General features: G+C 46.6%; 14 protein-coding genes. 9 read left to right on the forward strand and 5 right to left on the reverse strand.

The window, feature by feature from the left end; all coding sequences use genetic code 11:
- Window positions 1-112 precede the first annotated feature (112 nt).
- The 6 genes from KI655_RS07675 to KI655_RS07700 all read left to right on the forward strand — a co-directional run bounded on the left by KI655_RS07675 (window position 113) and on the right by KI655_RS07700 (window position 5,864).
- Window positions 113-1,438 (forward strand): COG3014 family protein, encoded by a 1,326-nt coding sequence (locus KI655_RS07675; RefSeq protein WP_373417312.1) that lies wholly within the window; start codon window positions 113-115, stop codon window positions 1,436-1,438.
- Window positions 1,438-1,821 carry a YcfL family protein gene (locus KI655_RS07680; RefSeq protein WP_032549503.1) on the forward strand — a complete coding sequence of 128 codons (384 nt, stop codon included), beginning with the start codon at window positions 1,438-1,440 and terminating at the stop codon, window positions 1,819-1,821. Before KI655_RS07675 ends, KI655_RS07680 begins: the two co-directional genes overlap by 1 nt.
- A 101-nt stretch (window positions 1,822-1,922) precedes the next feature.
- Window positions 1,923-2,513: a penicillin-binding protein activator LpoB gene (gene lpoB, locus KI655_RS07685; protein ID WP_255231045.1), complete on the forward strand. Its 591-nt coding sequence runs from the start codon at window positions 1,923-1,925 to the stop codon at window positions 2,511-2,513.
- Between the two features lie 105 nt (window positions 2,514-2,618).
- Window positions 2,619-3,473: a phosphotransferase gene (locus KI655_RS07690; protein ID WP_285403288.1), complete on the forward strand. Its 855-nt coding sequence runs from the start codon at window positions 2,619-2,621 to the stop codon at window positions 3,471-3,473.
- Between the two features lie 108 nt (window positions 3,474-3,581).
- Window positions 3,582-4,121 (forward strand): alpha/beta hydrolase YcfP, encoded by a 540-nt coding sequence (gene ycfP / locus KI655_RS07695; protein ID WP_285403291.1) that lies wholly within the window; start codon window positions 3,582-3,584, stop codon window positions 4,119-4,121.
- Window positions 4,122-4,574: 453 nt separating this feature from the next.
- Window positions 4,575-5,864: an NAD(P)/FAD-dependent oxidoreductase gene (locus tag KI655_RS07700; RefSeq protein ID WP_285403293.1), complete on the forward strand. Its 1,290-nt coding sequence runs from the start codon at window positions 4,575-4,577 to the stop codon at window positions 5,862-5,864.
- A 64-nt stretch (window positions 5,865-5,928) separates the two neighbouring features.
- Here the strand turns inward: KI655_RS07700 and KI655_RS07705 are convergent, their stop codons facing one another.
- The 4 genes from KI655_RS07705 to KI655_RS07720 form a co-directional block, all read right to left on the reverse strand.
- The gene (locus KI655_RS07705; RefSeq protein ID WP_285403295.1) at window positions 5,929-6,492 is read right to left on the reverse strand and encodes a GNAT family N-acetyltransferase; all 564 of its coding nucleotides are present in this window, start codon (window positions 6,490-6,492) and stop codon (window positions 5,929-5,931) included.
- 75 nt (window positions 6,493-6,567) lie between these two features.
- Window positions 6,568-7,335: a peptidoglycan binding protein CsiV gene (locus tag KI655_RS07710; RefSeq protein ID WP_285403297.1), complete on the reverse strand. Its 768-nt coding sequence runs from the start codon at window positions 7,333-7,335 to the stop codon at window positions 6,568-6,570.
- Window positions 7,336-7,399: 64 nt separating this feature from the next.
- Entirely contained in the window at window positions 7,400-10,861 is a 3,462-nt protein-coding gene (mfd, locus tag KI655_RS07715; protein WP_285403299.1) for a transcription-repair coupling factor, read from the reverse strand.
- Window positions 10,862-10,866: 5 nt separating this feature from the next.
- Window positions 10,867-11,436, reverse strand: coding sequence for a PilZ domain-containing protein (locus KI655_RS07720; RefSeq protein ID WP_285403301.1), 570 nt, complete (start codon window positions 11,434-11,436; stop codon window positions 10,867-10,869).
- Window positions 11,437-11,662: 226 nt separating this feature from the next.
- On the opposite strand from KI655_RS07720, the gene lolC reads away from it, so the two are divergent.
- From lolC to lolE, 3 genes are read left to right on the forward strand one after another with little or no spacing between them, the layout of a single operon-like run.
- Window positions 11,663-12,871, forward strand: a complete 1,209-nt coding sequence (gene lolC, locus KI655_RS07725; RefSeq protein ID WP_285403303.1) for a lipoprotein-releasing ABC transporter permease subunit LolC — start codon at window positions 11,663-11,665, stop codon at window positions 12,869-12,871.
- A complete protein-coding gene (gene lolD, locus KI655_RS07730) occupies window positions 12,864-13,556 on the forward strand; it encodes a lipoprotein-releasing ABC transporter ATP-binding protein LolD (protein ID WP_285403305.1) in 693 nt (230 codons plus the stop codon). Before lolC ends, lolD begins: the two co-directional genes overlap by 8 nt.
- Window positions 13,556-14,800, forward strand: coding sequence for a lipoprotein-releasing ABC transporter permease subunit LolE (gene lolE, locus KI655_RS07735; protein ID WP_285403307.1), 1,245 nt, complete (start codon window positions 13,556-13,558; stop codon window positions 14,798-14,800). Before lolD ends, lolE begins: the two co-directional genes overlap by 1 nt.
- 212 nt (window positions 14,801-15,012) lie before the next feature.
- Here the strand turns inward: lolE and KI655_RS07740 are convergent, their stop codons facing one another.
- A complete protein-coding gene (locus KI655_RS07740) occupies window positions 15,013-15,522 on the reverse strand; it encodes a DUF2062 domain-containing protein (protein ID WP_285403309.1) in 510 nt (169 codons plus the stop codon).

Here is a 15,522-nt window from a genome sequence, read left to right on the forward strand (position 1 = left end):
CTGTAGTCCAAAGCGTTGGTTGGTATAGATAGGCAGGAGTTAATCTTTGAAACAGTACGTTAAGTTCGTTTCAGTCGCTATGATTTCGGCATTGACTGTCGGGTGTGCGAGCATGTCGGCGGGCAATTTGTTTAGTCACTACAGTGCTCAGAACCAGAGCGTTTACCAAGCGCTTAAAGCGGGTGACTATTCTGAAGCGCAGCAAGAGCTACCAGACTACGCTGCAGGCGACATTTTGGATAACCTTGAAAAAGGTCGTGTCTATCTCTTAGACCAGCAATACCCAGAGAGTAAGTCTTGGTTTGAACAAGCAGACCAAGCAGTGAGGGTTCAGCAAGATAAAGCCGTGGTGTCAGTATCTGACAGTGCCGCCAGTGTTGGTGCATTGGCAGTTAATGACAACATCACAGAATATACCCCAGCTGATTATGAGTTGGGCTTTTTACACCTTTATCTAGGACTCAACTACCTCAAACAGAATGATTTAGAGGGTGCATTGGTCGAGATGCGCCGCGCTAACCAAGTTCAAGAGCAGGCAAAGAAGCAGCGCGAAGCTGAGCTTCAAAGAGCGGCCAATGATGCCAAATCAAAAGGAATTTCGGCGAACGTTGGCAGCATTCTTTCGAACTACCCGGATGCGGGTAAAAAATTGCAGTCGGTTCAGAATGCTTATTTGATGTTCTTATCTGGGCTGCTGTATGAGGCATCCAATGACCTCAACAGTGCTTACGTTGATTACCGCCGCGCATTAGCTGTGATGCCAGATAACCAACAGGTGATTGAGCGTGCAATGTTAGTCGCTCAACGCTTAGGCATGCGTGAAGATTTAGCGAAAATGAAAAAGCGCTACGCGATGCCAGCTGCTCTTAAGAGTGGGCAAGGACGAGTTATCGTCTTAGATGAGCAGAGCGTTGTACAAGCCATGGACAGTTGGCGTCTGGATTTACCCATTTATGACAGTCGTGACCAAGGCGCCATATATTCTTTAGCTCTGCCATACTATTCAAATCAGCCGAGCGAAAGGTTCGCATCGATTCGTATTAACGGTACAGCGCTTAATGGCAGCCTATTGACCGATGTTGATGCGATGGCACAGAACGATCTATCAGAGCGTTTGCCAAGTATTGTGATTCGCCAAGCGCTGCGTGTGGTTGCCAAAGACCGAATTCGTAAGGAAGCAGCAAACGGCGATGATGTTGGCAACTTGCTGTTCAATGTCTGGAACACCTTGACTGAGCAGCCAGATACCCGCAGTTGGCAGTCACTGCCTGCTCAAGTTAAGAGCAGCACCTATGTTGCTAACGCTGGTAACTACACCTTAGAAGCGGGTGGTAAGTCATATCAGTTTGATGTGCGAGATGGACAAACCACCTTGGTTTGGGTTTCTCGCCAAGGGAATAACGCCACAATGTGGCATAAGCAGCTAGGGAGGCTGTAATGAAGAAATGGTTAGTGAGCTTGGCGGCTGTTGCAGCCTTAGCAGGTTGTGCGGATAACACAGCAGGCGTGCGTGTTGATGGTCTAACTCAAAACGTATTTTTTGGTGACAAGGTTCTTGGTAGCCGATTGTTGGTCGATGATGTAAGAACCGATCAAGTCGATGGTCATACGCGTGGGCTTGTGCGTCTAACGAGCGACTACAAGGGTGATCAAAATATCCTGTATCGTTTCTATTGGTATGACGATGCCGGCCTAGAAGTGAACTTGAAACAGGGCCCTTGGAAGCAAGCGATTGTTCGTGGTTTCGAGACGATTACCTTGTCAGAAATTTCAGTGAACCCGAAAGCAACTCAATTTCGAGTACAGTTTCGGGAACAGTAATCTTTAGTGGCTAAGCGGAGTCGGCCTAACAACGGCATTCAGCTTAGCCTTCAAAATTTGTGAGTAGGGCGCTGTTCTACTTTGATATGTGAGGAAATAAAATGAAAAAGAGTGTCATTGCGCTATTGGGATTAGCTGTAATTCTAGGCGGTTGTTCAAACAAAGTAAGTTATGGTGATGCGCAAGCGGTAGAAACCACGACCATCGATTTCGGTTCAACGGACCTTCAAACGATTGCTGGTGAAATGGTTGATAGCATGATGGCTTCTGGTTCGGTTTCTTACATTACCCGTGATCAGCGTCCAATCGTGTTTGTTGAGCGCATCAAGAACAAAACCAGCGAGCACATCGATACTGAGTCAATCACGGATACCATCAGCACTAAAATGCTGAACTCGGGTAAATTTCGTTTTGTTGATATGGATCGTGTAGAGTCAGTTCGTGAACAACTGAACTTCCAAAACAATGATGAGCTTGTGAATCAAAGCTCTGCTATCCAGTTCGGTAAGATGGTAGGTGCTCAGTACATGCTTTACGGCAACCTATCAAGCATCGTTAAGAAAGACGGTAGCGACCAAGACGTATACTACAAAATGACAATGCGTCTAATGGACCTTGAGTCTGGCTTGATCGAATGGGCAGACGAGACTGAAATCCGTAAGCAGAAATCTAAGAGCTTGCTAGGTCTATAATTGGGCCAAGCAGTAGTGCAGATGTTGCGTTACATGGTTACTGAGTAAAATAAAAGACACTGGCGTTTTTACGTTGGTGTCTTTTTTATAGGGAGAACAGGGAGTATGGCGATTTTCTGCTGGGAAGAGGCTAAAAAACTGGATGCGAGCTTAGGCTCACTCGACAGCTATTTTGAACAGCCCCCTATTAAGGCCCAAACCTTGACGGGTGGCCTAACTAACCGCTGCTGGAAACTGATGGACGCAGATGGCCAATCTTATGTTTGGCGACCTAACACTCCTATTACAGAGGCCTTTGGTATCTCTCGCCATGAAGAGTATCAAGTGTTATCGGCTATTGAACGCCTTGAGATCGCGCCTCAGCCTATCACCATCAATAAGCAGGGCTTGCTAGTCGAATGGGTTGAAGGCAATACGATTCATGAAGATCTGTCACTTGAGCAGTTAATGAGAACATTGGTATCGGTGCACCTCGTTAATACTCAGCGCTTACCCCTACATCCTTTCTGCTTTACTGCCCGAGTTGACCACTATTGGCTTCGACTTGATCAACAACACCGTGGAGAGGAGTTCGAACGCATTTATCGGGAGTGGCGTGCTACCCCTGATATACCTCCGATAGAGAATACGCTTTGTCACTTTGATTTGGGTGGCTACAACCTTGTGCGTCAACAGCAAGAGATAAAAATCATTGATTGGGAGTATGCGGCGTTGGCTGACCCTAGATTAGATCTCACCCTAACTCTTTCTGTTGCTAATGCACCTGTTGAAGAGTCGGTGAAACAGTATTGTCAGCTTCGAGGTATCCATGACACGCAGGCTTGGGTTGAGGGTGTCGAGGCTTGGCTACCACGCAGCAGAATGATGGCAATGCTCTGGTATTTGTTGGCTCATCAACTGTGGGGTGGTGATGAATATCTGGACGAAGCGAGAGCACTTAGTTGCACTTTCTGTAGCTAGGATCACGTTTAGGATGGGAAAAATGCAAATTCAGATATCTGTACTTTAAAACCTTATTTTTCATGTTAGATTTATCAAAACGTACCAGCATTTTACCAGGGAGGTACAATGATTATTTACCTACATGGCTTTGACTCGACAAGCCCGGGCAACCACGAAAAAATACTGCAGTTGCAATTCATTGACGATGACGTTCGCTTCATTAACTACAGTACCTTACACCCAAAACACGATATGCAGCACTTGTTGAAAGAGGTGCATAAAGTGATTGAACAGTCTGATGATCCACACCCGATTATTTGTGGGGTAGGTTTAGGCGGCTATTGGTCTGAACGTATTGGTTTTCTTTGCGGCATCAAGCAGGTGATTTTTAACCCTAACCTAACGCCTGAAAAGAACATGATGGGGCGAATTGACCGACCTGAAGAGTATGAAGATATTGCAACAAAGTGTGTCAGCCAATATCGCATGAAGAACAAAGATCGCTGTCTGGTTGTCCTATCTCGTGAAGATGAGATCCACGATAACAGCAAAACAGCTGAAGCACTTGAAGACTATTACCAAATCATTTGGGATGAGAAAGAGTCCCATAAGTTCAAGAAGATTTCCCAGCATTTACAGGCGATGAAAGCGTTTAAGAACGCCTAACGCCCGACTTAATGTTGATCGAGAAAGCAGTACTTTGACGAGTGCTGCTTTTTTTTGCCTGACGAATTGAGCAGCTGAATGAAACTGACGCAAACGTTAACTATTTTTTCTGCGAAACCTCATTGAAGGTAAGGATTTTAGTTGCGGTCACGTTTTTGCTCTATATAATGTTCGGTAATAAAATATTTTGATAAATATCAAAAAAAATTGAGAGCGAGTCATAAACTTGCCCATTTATTTGTGCTCTACCTCTCAGGTAGACCCATTTTCCACGTGAAAACGCTAAAGCAGACGACTTTAGTTTGAGCCCCTCTAAACACTCGGTAACAGGACAACAAATACGTTTACATCATTCCTTTAGCGACAGCGCAGGTTCCCGAGTAAAAAACAGAATTTATCGGTTGGAGTAATCGAGCCGAACACTTTTTATTTATTTTGTAGAGGATTGTCATCGTGACAAAAATTATCGTAGTAGGCGGTGGTGCTGGTGGTTTAGAACTAGCAACCAAGCTAGGGCGCACCCTAGGGCGCAAAAAACGAGCAACGATCACATTGGTTGACCGCAAAGCGAGCCACCTTTGGAAGCCGCTATTGCACGAAGTTGCAACGGGTTCTCTGGATGAAGGTGTTGATGCATTAAGCTACCGTGCTCATGCAAAGAATCACTACTTTGATTTTCAAATGGGTAGCCTGAACGACATCGATCGTGAGCGCAAAGTTATCGCACTGAGCGAACTGCGTGATGACAATGGCGAACTACTGATGCCAAGCCGTGAACTAGAGTATGACATTCTTGTTATGGCGATTGGCTCTACGTCAAACGACTTCAATACTCCAGGGGTACGTGACAACTGTATCTTCCTAGATAGCCCAGAGCAGGCGCACCGTTTCCGTACTGAAATGAACAATGAGTTCTTAAAGCTGCATGCTAAGAACGGTCAAGGTACGGTTGATATCGCTATCGTTGGTGCAGGTGCAACAGGTGTAGAGCTTTCTGCAGAATTGCACAACGCGGTAAAAGAGCTGCGTACCTACGGTTTTGGCGACCTTGACTCAAGCAAGCTAAACGTAAACCTGATCGAAGCGGGTGAGCGTATTCTTCCTGCTCTACCACCTCGTATTTCAAGTGCTGCACACTCAGAGCTGACTAAGCTTGGTGTGAACGTGCGTACGACGACGATGGTGACACAAGCGGATGCTGATGGCCTGACAACCAAAGACGGCGAGAAGATCCCAGCACAAATCATGGTTTGGGCAGCAGGTATCAAAGCACCAGATTTCATTAAAGATATTGGTGGCCTAGAGACTAACCGTATTAACCAATTGGTTGTAAAAGACACACTACAAACAACACGTGATGACGACATCTTCGTTATTGGTGACCTAGCTCAGTGTACTCAAGCGGATGGTTCTTTCGTTCCACCTCGTGCTCAAGCGGCACACCAAATGGCAAGCTGTGCATTCAGCAATATCATCGCTAAGCTGAACGGTCGCGAGCAGAAAGCATACATCTACAAAGACAAAGGCTCTTTGGTATCACTTAGCCGTTTCTCTACCGTTGGTAGCTTGATGGGTAACCTAACCAAAGGCTCTATGATGGTTGAAGGCCGTATTGCTCGTGTGGTTTACATTTCACTGTACCGCATGCACCAAATGGCGTTGCACGGTGTGATTAAGACATCACTGATGATGTTGGTAGGCCGTATTAACCGCGTATTGCGTCCAAACCTTAAGCTTCACTAATAAGCAGATTAAATAAAGACGTACGAAAAAGAGCTCTCAGGAGCTCTTTTTTTATGTCATCGGTTTATGTTCGTTTTTCGTGCCCATAACTTGGTGGAAGCACTGCGTAGACCACGCCATCTTTGGGCTGTCCATTAAAGATGAATCGGTTTCGAGCTATCGCTTCACGAGTGGCTCCACAAGCCTCTATCAGATGTTGGCTTGGCAGGTTGTCGAGATCGCACACTATTTCAAGTCTTGTAAGTTTGAGTTGCGCAAAACAGAACTCAAATAAAGCTAACATGGCTTCTTTTGCTATGCCTTGCCTCTGATATTTGTCTGCGACCCAATAGCCCAAGCTCGCCATATTAAAGGTGTGGTAGAGCTCATTGATCGCTACCATCCCCATAAGAGCGTTACTTTCACGATCAAAAATACCGAAGCCGAAGGCATCCGCTTTGACCCAATTTAGTCGCGTGGCAAGAATGAACTTCTCGGCGTCTTGCTCTGAATAAGCGCTGTGGCACCAATCAATCCAACGAAATAGGCTTGATGACTTTTGAATGCATTGAGCGAACTCTGCTGCATCAGAGGCTTCAATTATCTTAAGGACTAAACGGGGTGTGACAATGTGGAAGTCTGGACTCATCATGCCCTCCTAATAACAAAACGCCCTCACTAGGAGGGCGTATCGATAAGAAACTAAGTATAGTTTATTGACTGATTACTGCGCGACGCGTCGAACCTGAATAATCATGCCCAATAGAGGGTGATCTAGGTAGTGAGTTTCAGTACTGCGCATGCGACGCTTCTGGTCCATACGGTAGCTCTTAAGGAACTCTTCCACTTTCACTGTTGGAGAGATCTCAGTCAAATTGCCGACCTGAATAGTACTGTCACCACCACTGACTGGCGAGTCTAGCTCGATTTGTTGCTCTTGAAGTGTGACTTCACGAACACTTGGTGCTTTCAGATCCAAAGTAGTTTCAGCGTATAGATAGTGTTGAACATAGATCTGCAGCTTGCCGTCTAGTTCGTATAGAGGCTTATCAATGGTCTCTTCAGTAATACCGTTATCATTTGTCGCTACAACAGCACTCTTTTCTGAGCCATCGGCATTAAACGATTTCGAATAGTCTTTACCCGCTTGAATACGAAATACTGGGGCCGCATTTCGACCTTCATCACCTTGGCGCCAAGCCGTGTGCATCAATACTTCAAAACCCGCGTGCTTGCGCAGTTTTTCTTTCTCACCCGTCAGCTCATACGCTGAGAAGGGTAGCATTTGCACACCTTTCTGAGCTCTGAATTGAGAGTTTTGGAAAGAACCAGCGCGCTCAAGCGAGATCTCAGGGAGGCTGTTTGGCCATGATTCGTTGACTTTCTCTGCATCAACAGCACGCTTGAAAATGATCACTTCTATATCAAACTGTCTTTGCGCCAAACTTGGCATCGAGACCAACAATAGTAGTAGTGGGATCAGTCGTTTCATTTTTACTCCGTATCCCAGCCAGAGAGCCGGCTGGATAAATTAAATGCTCAGTGAAATTGAAGAATTAGCTTGCTGGCAGCAAGTTCTGTCTGAATTCGCTCAGTAGATCACCGACAAATTGAATTCGCTTCCGTCTGTCTACCAATGGTACCGTAAACTTGAATTTAGTTGGCCCTTCCATTGAAAACTTTTGCGGTTGAGATTGCAATAGTTTAACAAGGTAGGCTGGGTTTATGTCAGCGTCTGGGTAGAATTCTAAGAAGCCGCCTTTATCGTGTGCTTCAATCTTCTTCGCCTTGATCGCTGCTGCCGCCAGTTTCAATTCAGAAACGGATAGCAGGTTTTTGGTGGCATCGGGCAGTACACCAAAGCGATCAATCAACTCAACCTTAAGCTCAGCCAGTTCGTCGTTATTGGCGACACTCGCAATGCGTTTGTAAGTCGATAAACGTGTATTGATGTCTGGAATGTAGTCATCAGGCAGAAGTGCCGGTAGACGCATCTCAATCTCGGTTTGTTCGCGCAGAAGGTCATCGAGCGATGGCTCTCGGCCCTCTTTAAGTGCTTCAACGGCTTGCTCTAGCATCTCCATATACAGGCTAAAGCCGACGGATTGGATTTGACCACTCTGCTCGTCACCCAACAGTTCACCTGCACCACGAATCTCTAAATCGTGAGTTGCCAAGGTAAAGCCGGCGCCTAGGTCTTCCAATGAAGCAATCGCATCGAGTCGCTTAATTGCATCTTTGGTCATCGCTTTAGGGTGCGGCGTTAATAGGTATGCATACGCTTGGTGGTGAGAACGGCCTACACGACCACGCAGCTGGTGTAATTGTGCTAAACCGAGGTTATCCGCGCGATCCATCAGGATGGTGTTTGCCGTTGGTACATCGATACCCGTCTCAATGATGGTAGTACACACAAGCAGGTTAAAGCGCTGGTGATAGAAATCATTCATGATGCGTTCGAGTTCGCGTTCACGCATCTGGCCGTGGGCGACGGTGACACGTGCCTCTGGAATTAACTTTTGCAGTGATTCAGCGGTTTTCTCGATGGTGTCTACTTGATTGTGCAGGAAGTAAACTTGTCCACCACGCATGATTTCACGCAACACTGCCTCTCTGACAACAGCATCGTCACTCTGTCTGACAAAGGTTTTAATCGCTAATCGCCTTGCTGGCGGTGTGGCAATGATCGAGAGATCGCGCATGCCACTCATCGCCATGTTCAGCGTTCGTGGGATTGGCGTTGCAGTCAGTGTTAGGATATCGACATCCGCACGCATCGCTTTGACTTTCTCTTTCTGGCGAACACCAAAGCGGTGCTCTTCGTCGACAATCAATAGCCCCAGATCGTGGAACTTGATGTCATTGGAGAGCAGTTTGTGTGTGCCGACGACGATATCGACTTTGCCTTCTGCGACATCTGCCAAGATCTGTTTCTGCTCTTTAGCAGATTTAAAGCGTGATAATACCTCGACACGAATCGGCAGATTGGCAAATCGATCTCTGAAGTTTTCGAAGTGCTGCTGCGCAAGTAGGGTGGTTGGCACCAATACGGCGACTTGCTTTTCGTTATCGGTACAGACGAACGCTGCGCGCATCGCCACTTCGGTTTTACCAAAGCCTACGTCACCACACACTAGACGGTCCATGGCCTTTGGTTGGCACATATCCGACATTACAGCGTTGATCGCCATAGATTGGTCGTCAGTCTCTTCAAATGGGAAGCCTGATTTGAAGGTCGCGTATTGGCCGCGGTCTAGGATAAACTTATAGCCCGGTTTGAGCTCACGTTTGGCGTAGACATCAAGCAGTTCAGCGGCCACGTCTCGCACTTTCTCAGCAGCGCGTTTACGGGCTTTCTGCCACGCTTCGCCGCCAAGTTTATGCAGAGGAGCACTCTCTTCAGCGCCACCTGAGTAGCGTCCGATTAGGTTAAGTGAGGCAACTGGTACGTATAACTTGGCGTCATTTTGATATTCAAGCGTCACGTACTCGGTTTTCATGCCGCCCGCTTCAAGGGTTTGCAGACCGATATAACGACCAATACCGTGGTCGATGTGAACCACAGGCTGGCCCGGTTTCAGTTCGGCAAGGTGGCGAATAACAGTATCGCTGTTAACGCTTTTCTTATCTTTTTTGCGGCGTTGAATAACGCGATCACCTAAAAGATCACTTTCACAAATGAAAGCCAAATCGCGTTGGGTGTCGATAAAACCATGCTCAGCAGCACCTAAGACGAGATTGAACTTGTCGCTTTCTGAGAGTGATTGAATCAGTGTCTCGACTTCAACTGGACGAATCTTGATCCCTTGAAGTAGCTCGCTCAGTGCTTCACGTCGACCCTGAGATTCGACTGAAAACACCACCTTACCTGTAAATGACTCGGTAAACTTACGCAGGTTAGCCAGGGGCTCTTTATTCTGATGCTGGACGCTCAGATCTGGTAGTGCCGAAACCGGAAGGTTGGTGCGACCAGCTTTCTCTTCGATGCTATCGACACTCAGAATTACTTGAGCTTTTTGTTTGAAGTGAGTGAAGAGTTCATCTTTCTTCAACCAAAGTTGGTCAGGTGATAGCAGTGGACGTAATGGATCGACACCGCGTTGTTCATAGCGATGCTCGACATCAGATAAGAAGGTGTCTACCGCTTGCTCTATGTCACCCAGTGCCAAGATTTGTGTGTCATCGGCAACATAGTCAAATAGGGTTTCAGTTTGGTCAAAGAACAGAGGTTGCCAATATTCGATACCGGCTGGCCATGTTCCTTTAGACACCTGCATATAGACAGATTCAGGTTCACGGCGAGCCTCAAACTGCTGACGCCAACGAATACGAAAATCTTCAATCGCAGAGTCAGATGTTGGGAACTCATGAGCAGGCAGCAGGCGAATTTCGTCAATGTCGGCGATTGAGCGCTGATTTTCAGGATCGAAGGTTCGAATGGTATCGATCTCATCATCGAAGAAATCAATACGGTATGGGTCTTTGCTGCCCATTGGGAACAAATCTAGGATCGAGCCTCGGCTGGCGTATTCACCCGGGCCAAATACTTGGTCAACATAGCGATAGCCTGACTTTTCAAGCTGTAAGCGCAGCTTCTCTAATGAGTAGAGATCGCCAGTCTTCACCATCAATGTGTGCTGAAGTAAGAACTCTCTTGGTGATTGGCGTTGCAATAGTGTGCTAATCGGGACAATCGTAATCCCGCTCTTGAGTGTCGGCAGCGCGTACAGGTGAGCGATTCGGTCTGAAATGATCTCTTGGTGTGGGGAGAAACTGTCGTACGGCAGTGTTTCCCAATCTGGGAACAAATTGACGGAATGCTGGGTAAACTGTTCGATTTCTGACTGCAATTTCAGTGCGATTTGAGGGTCTGGAACCGCAAGTAAGGTATGACTGCTGTGTTGCTCAGCTAAACCGGCGATAGAAGCTGCCAGAGAAGAGCCTATTAGATTACCTAAATGTTTTTTGTCCCCCGCGCCACTTGGCGTCGGTAAGGTAAAAATCGATGTGTCGGTCATGGGATTTACTTATTATCTCGATCGAGTGAGCGTTGACGAAGTAGCTTCTGTTGCTGGTGCAAGGCCGCTTTAATCAATAGATCTTGGTCTGTGTCACGCAGGTGCGCATATTTAAATTGAACTTCAAATCCGCCGTCTCTAGGCTGCGAACTGCTTACTTGAGCGTAGCAATAAACCGCCGCGGCTGGGTGTTCAAGGAACAGTTTCGCTTTTACATATCTTCCCGCTTCAATGTCTTTTTGTGTAAAGCAAGAAAACTGACTCGCACCAAAGCTATAGGTGTGGGTGCGAAACTCGGCTTGGTCTTGTTGAGAAAGCATGAAGCTGAGAAGCAAATTGAGCTTAGAGTTTTGAGCATCGAGCAAACTGATCACATTTTTTAGGTCGCTGTTTTTTAGCTCTTTACGTGCGCTATCGGCCATCAGATCAAGTTGGCTGAATTCACTCGCCACCACAAATGGGGCTGGAATCTCTGCTTCAAACTGAATCGGTGACGGGAGAACAAAATCTTCTACCATCGGCTCGATGTTGGCGGTAAGGCTATGGTGGACGGTGAAAAATTCTTGCTCTGTCATGCTTTGGTTCCTTGAAGTGATCTATTGATTATCGCTATGTGGCTACAGTAATCAAGGTCAGCATAGGGAAAGTGACAAATAGTTTGTTTTAGAAGCAACAATTGTGGTGGGTTAGGGTAAATCGTCGACTAATTGGGTGAATTCACTCTATATTTGCAGTTAACCCCTACACAGTGAAAGTAAATCCCGTTACATTAACCCGCAACTCTACTCGATGGTTCAAAGTATGTTTCATCCTATTTCTATGTTTGTCGGTCTGCGATATCTAAAAGGCCGTTCAGGGGATCGCTTTAGCCGTTTTGTGTCTTATATGTCAACGGCAGGGATCACGATTGGTGTGTTGTCGTTAGTTACTGTTCTATCAGTAATGAATGGATTCGAAGCGCAGCTCAAAGACCGTATTCTCGGTGTTTTACCTCAAGCCGTAGTGTCTGAAACTGGGGCAAAAACACAGCTCACCGGTACGCCACCTGAATTCGCTCAACAGCTTTCGTTAAATGGTCATGTCGAGCCTTTAGTACGCAGTGAAGCGGTTATCCAGAGCCCAGCTCAGTTAGCTGCGGGTTTGTTGATTGGTATCGAACCTGCGTCCGATGATCCGCTGCAGAATCATCTTATTGCAGGACGCTTGTCTTCTTTGAAGGCGGGAGAGTATCAGCTGTTTTTAGGCCATACACTCGCACGCAACCTAAAAGTCTCTTTGGGCGATAAAGTGCGCCTTATGGTGACTTCGGCAAGCCAATATACGCCATTGGGTCGTATTCCAAGCCAGCGTAACTTTACCGTTGCAGGCATTTTTAATACTGGCTCCGATATTGACGGTCAGTTGATGGTTACTCACATTGAAGATGCTGGCCGCTTGATGCGCTTTAAGTCAGATACCATCTCTGGTTGGCGACTGTTTTTCGAAGACCCGTTTGTAGTTGCAGACTTAGCGGAGAAGCCTCTACCTCAAGGTTGGGAGTGGAGCGATTGGCGTGACCAACGTGGTGAGCTGTTCCAAGCTGTGCGCATGGAGAAAAATATGATGGGGTTGATGCTTGGCTTAATCATTGGTGTCGCAGCTTTCAATATTATTTCCGCGCTCATTATGGTAGTGATGGAGAAGCAGTCAGAGGTAGCTATCTTAAAGACGCAAGGCATGTCAGACGGGCAAGTCATGGGTATCTTTATGGTTCAAGGTGCAAGTAGCGGCGTCATCGGTGCTCTCTCTGGCGGTCTATTAGGCGTGATTTTAGCGATGAATCTTAATACCCTTCTTGAAGCGATGGGTGTAGCTCTATTCTCATTTGGCGGTCAGCTGCCAGTACTGATTAACCCGATTCAAATTGTTGTGGTCGTTCTGTTGGCGATCGCACTTAGTCTTATTGCTACGGTTTTCCCATCTTACCGTGCGTCTTCTGTTAAACCTGCTGAGGCTCTTCGTTATGAGTAATTTTCTTCAATGTCGGGACATCCGCAAAACTTATCGCGAAGGTTCACTCGATACTGAAGTGTTGAAGGGCGTGAGTTTTGATATTGAACAGGGCGAGTTGGTGTCGATTATCGGTACATCTGGTTCTGGTAAAAGTACCTTGCTGCATATTTTGGGCGCGCTGGATGATGCGTCATCGGGCAGCGTTCACTTTTTAGAGAAAGACTTGGCAACGCTTAGCTCAAACAAACAAGCAAAGCTGCGCAACCAACACCTCGGTTTTGTTTATCAGTTCCATCATCTATTAGCCGACTTCTCTGCGCTTGAGAATGTTGCGATGCCATTGTTGATCGGCGGCGTTAAACCAAGCCAAGCGAAACAAGAAGCGGCGTCACTATTAGATAAAGTGGGTTTGAGTCATCGTGTTGATCATCGTCCATCTGAGCTATCAGGCGGTGAAAGACAACGTGTCGCTATTGCACGTGCTCTGGTCAATAAACCTTCTCTAGTTTTAGCTGATGAACCTACGGGTAACCTTGACCATGCGACTGCGCTCTCTATTTATGACTTAATGCGAGAGCTGAACCGTGAATACAACACGGCTTTCTTGGTGGTTACGCATGACGGCGAATTGGCAGCAAAAATGGATCGTCAACTGCACATGCAAGATGGGTTGCTGGTCAATGTCCATGAGGAGGTGAATTAGTGTTTGCTTCTTTATCTCTGTTAATTGGTGGGCGATTCAGTCGGGCGAAACAGCGCGACAAAATGGTCTCGTTTATTTCTCTCTCATCGACAGTCGGTATAGCGGTGGGGGTTGCGGTGATTATCATTGGCTTATCCGCAATGAATGGCTTTGAACGTGAGTTAGAATCTCGTGTGTTGTCGGTGATCTCACACGGTGAGTTTGAAGGTGTGAATAAACCGATCGATCGTTGGCAGCATGTGATTGATGCATCGGTAGAGCATGAAAAAGTGCTTGCAGCTGCACCTTACGTAAAAATTACTGCGTTAGCGGAACGCGGAAAAGAGCTTAAAGCGATCGAGGTTCGTGGTATTGATCCAGAGCTTGAATCGCAGGTATCTAGTCTTAGTAGTTTTATTGATAAGTCGGTATGGCAGTCTTTCAAGAGTGGTGAGCAGCAGGTCATTTTGGGCTCTGGCGTCGCCGATGCCATTGGAGCTAAGGTTGGGGACTACTTAACTTTGATGATTCCGACAGCGAATGGCTCAGTTAAAGTTCAAGCGCCAAAGCGTGTGCGCGTTAAGGTGACCGGGTTACTGACCCTGAATGGACAGATTGACCATAACCTAGCGCTGGTACCACTTAAGGATGCCCAAAGCTATGCTAAGTTGGACGATGCAGTTACGGGTGTTTCACTTAAAGTCAGCGATGTTCTTAATGCAAACAACATTGTTCGTGAGGTAGGAAACCAGTTAGATGTCTATGTTTACCTGCGCAGTTGGCAGCAGAAATATGGATTTTTGTATCGTGATATTCAGCTGGTACGAACCATTATGTATTTAGTCATGGTGCTGGTGATTGGTGTTGCTTGTTTTAATATCGTCTCAACACTGATGATGGCGGTGAAAGACCGAGCGTCAGAGATCGCTATTTTGAGAACCATGGGCGCTTCTGATGGCTTGGTGAAACGTATATTTGTTTGGCAGGGTGCCTTCTCTGGTGTACTAGGAAGCTTGGTGGGTAGTGTGATAGGGGTGCTTGTTGCTCTGAACCTAACTCATTTGATCAAAGGCTTAGAGAAGCTCATAGATCATCAGTTCTTGTCCGGCAATATTTACTTTGTGGATTTTCTGCCTTCACAGCTTGATATGAGCGATGTGTTTATTGTGTCAGGTACCGCGATTGTTTTGAGCTTGCTAGCGACCTTATATCCAGCCTCTCGCGCGGCAAAACTGAACCCCGCAGCGGTATTAAGTTCGAAATAAGCCTCTGCTTGTATTTAAGTTGGCTTGCACTGAGTTAAGAGCTTGCACGTACAAAAAAGGATCCCAATTGGGATCCTTTTTTAATCGCGTCGTATTCACGATCTCTAAGTAGTGATTGAAAGCACTGCAACAAAAAACGAATTCATGTCTAGCCGCTCGGGTTTATCTCTCTTTCTACTTACCTAGGCTAACGCTATCGTGACAGCCTCATTTCATCTGACTCGCCGTTTTTTCCAGCTTCTTACTACTGAGTAGCGCCACAACCCTCTGATACCGAAGTAGCCAATCATTGCGGATACGATGCCACAGATTAGGCAGCCTAGTAGGAAAGGGGGCCCAATAGTGCTCATTTGCGCCAGAATGAAATCCCAAGACAGCTCAAAATGGAACGGTTGCGGCGGGACGTGCATGACAAAGGCACCAACTTTGTACGCAAAGTAGAACAGCACCGGCATGGTGATGGGGTTACTGATCCAAACCAATGCCACCGCTAATGGCAGGTTAACGCCACATACGACGGCAAGCCCTGCAGACATGATCATTTGGCTGGGCAGCGGCACGAAGGCCATAAACAGACCAACGGCAAATGCGCCTGCGGCAGAACGTCGATTCAAGCACCATAAATTTGGGTTGTATAACACGTTGCCAAAAACTTTTAATGCTTTCTGACGCTTGATTAGCTCATGGTCAGGCATAAAACGCTTAATAAACTTTCTTGGCAT

Source organism: Vibrio sp. D404a (assembly GCF_030248535.1).
Lineage (GTDB): Bacteria > Pseudomonadota > Gammaproteobacteria > Enterobacterales > Vibrionaceae > Vibrio.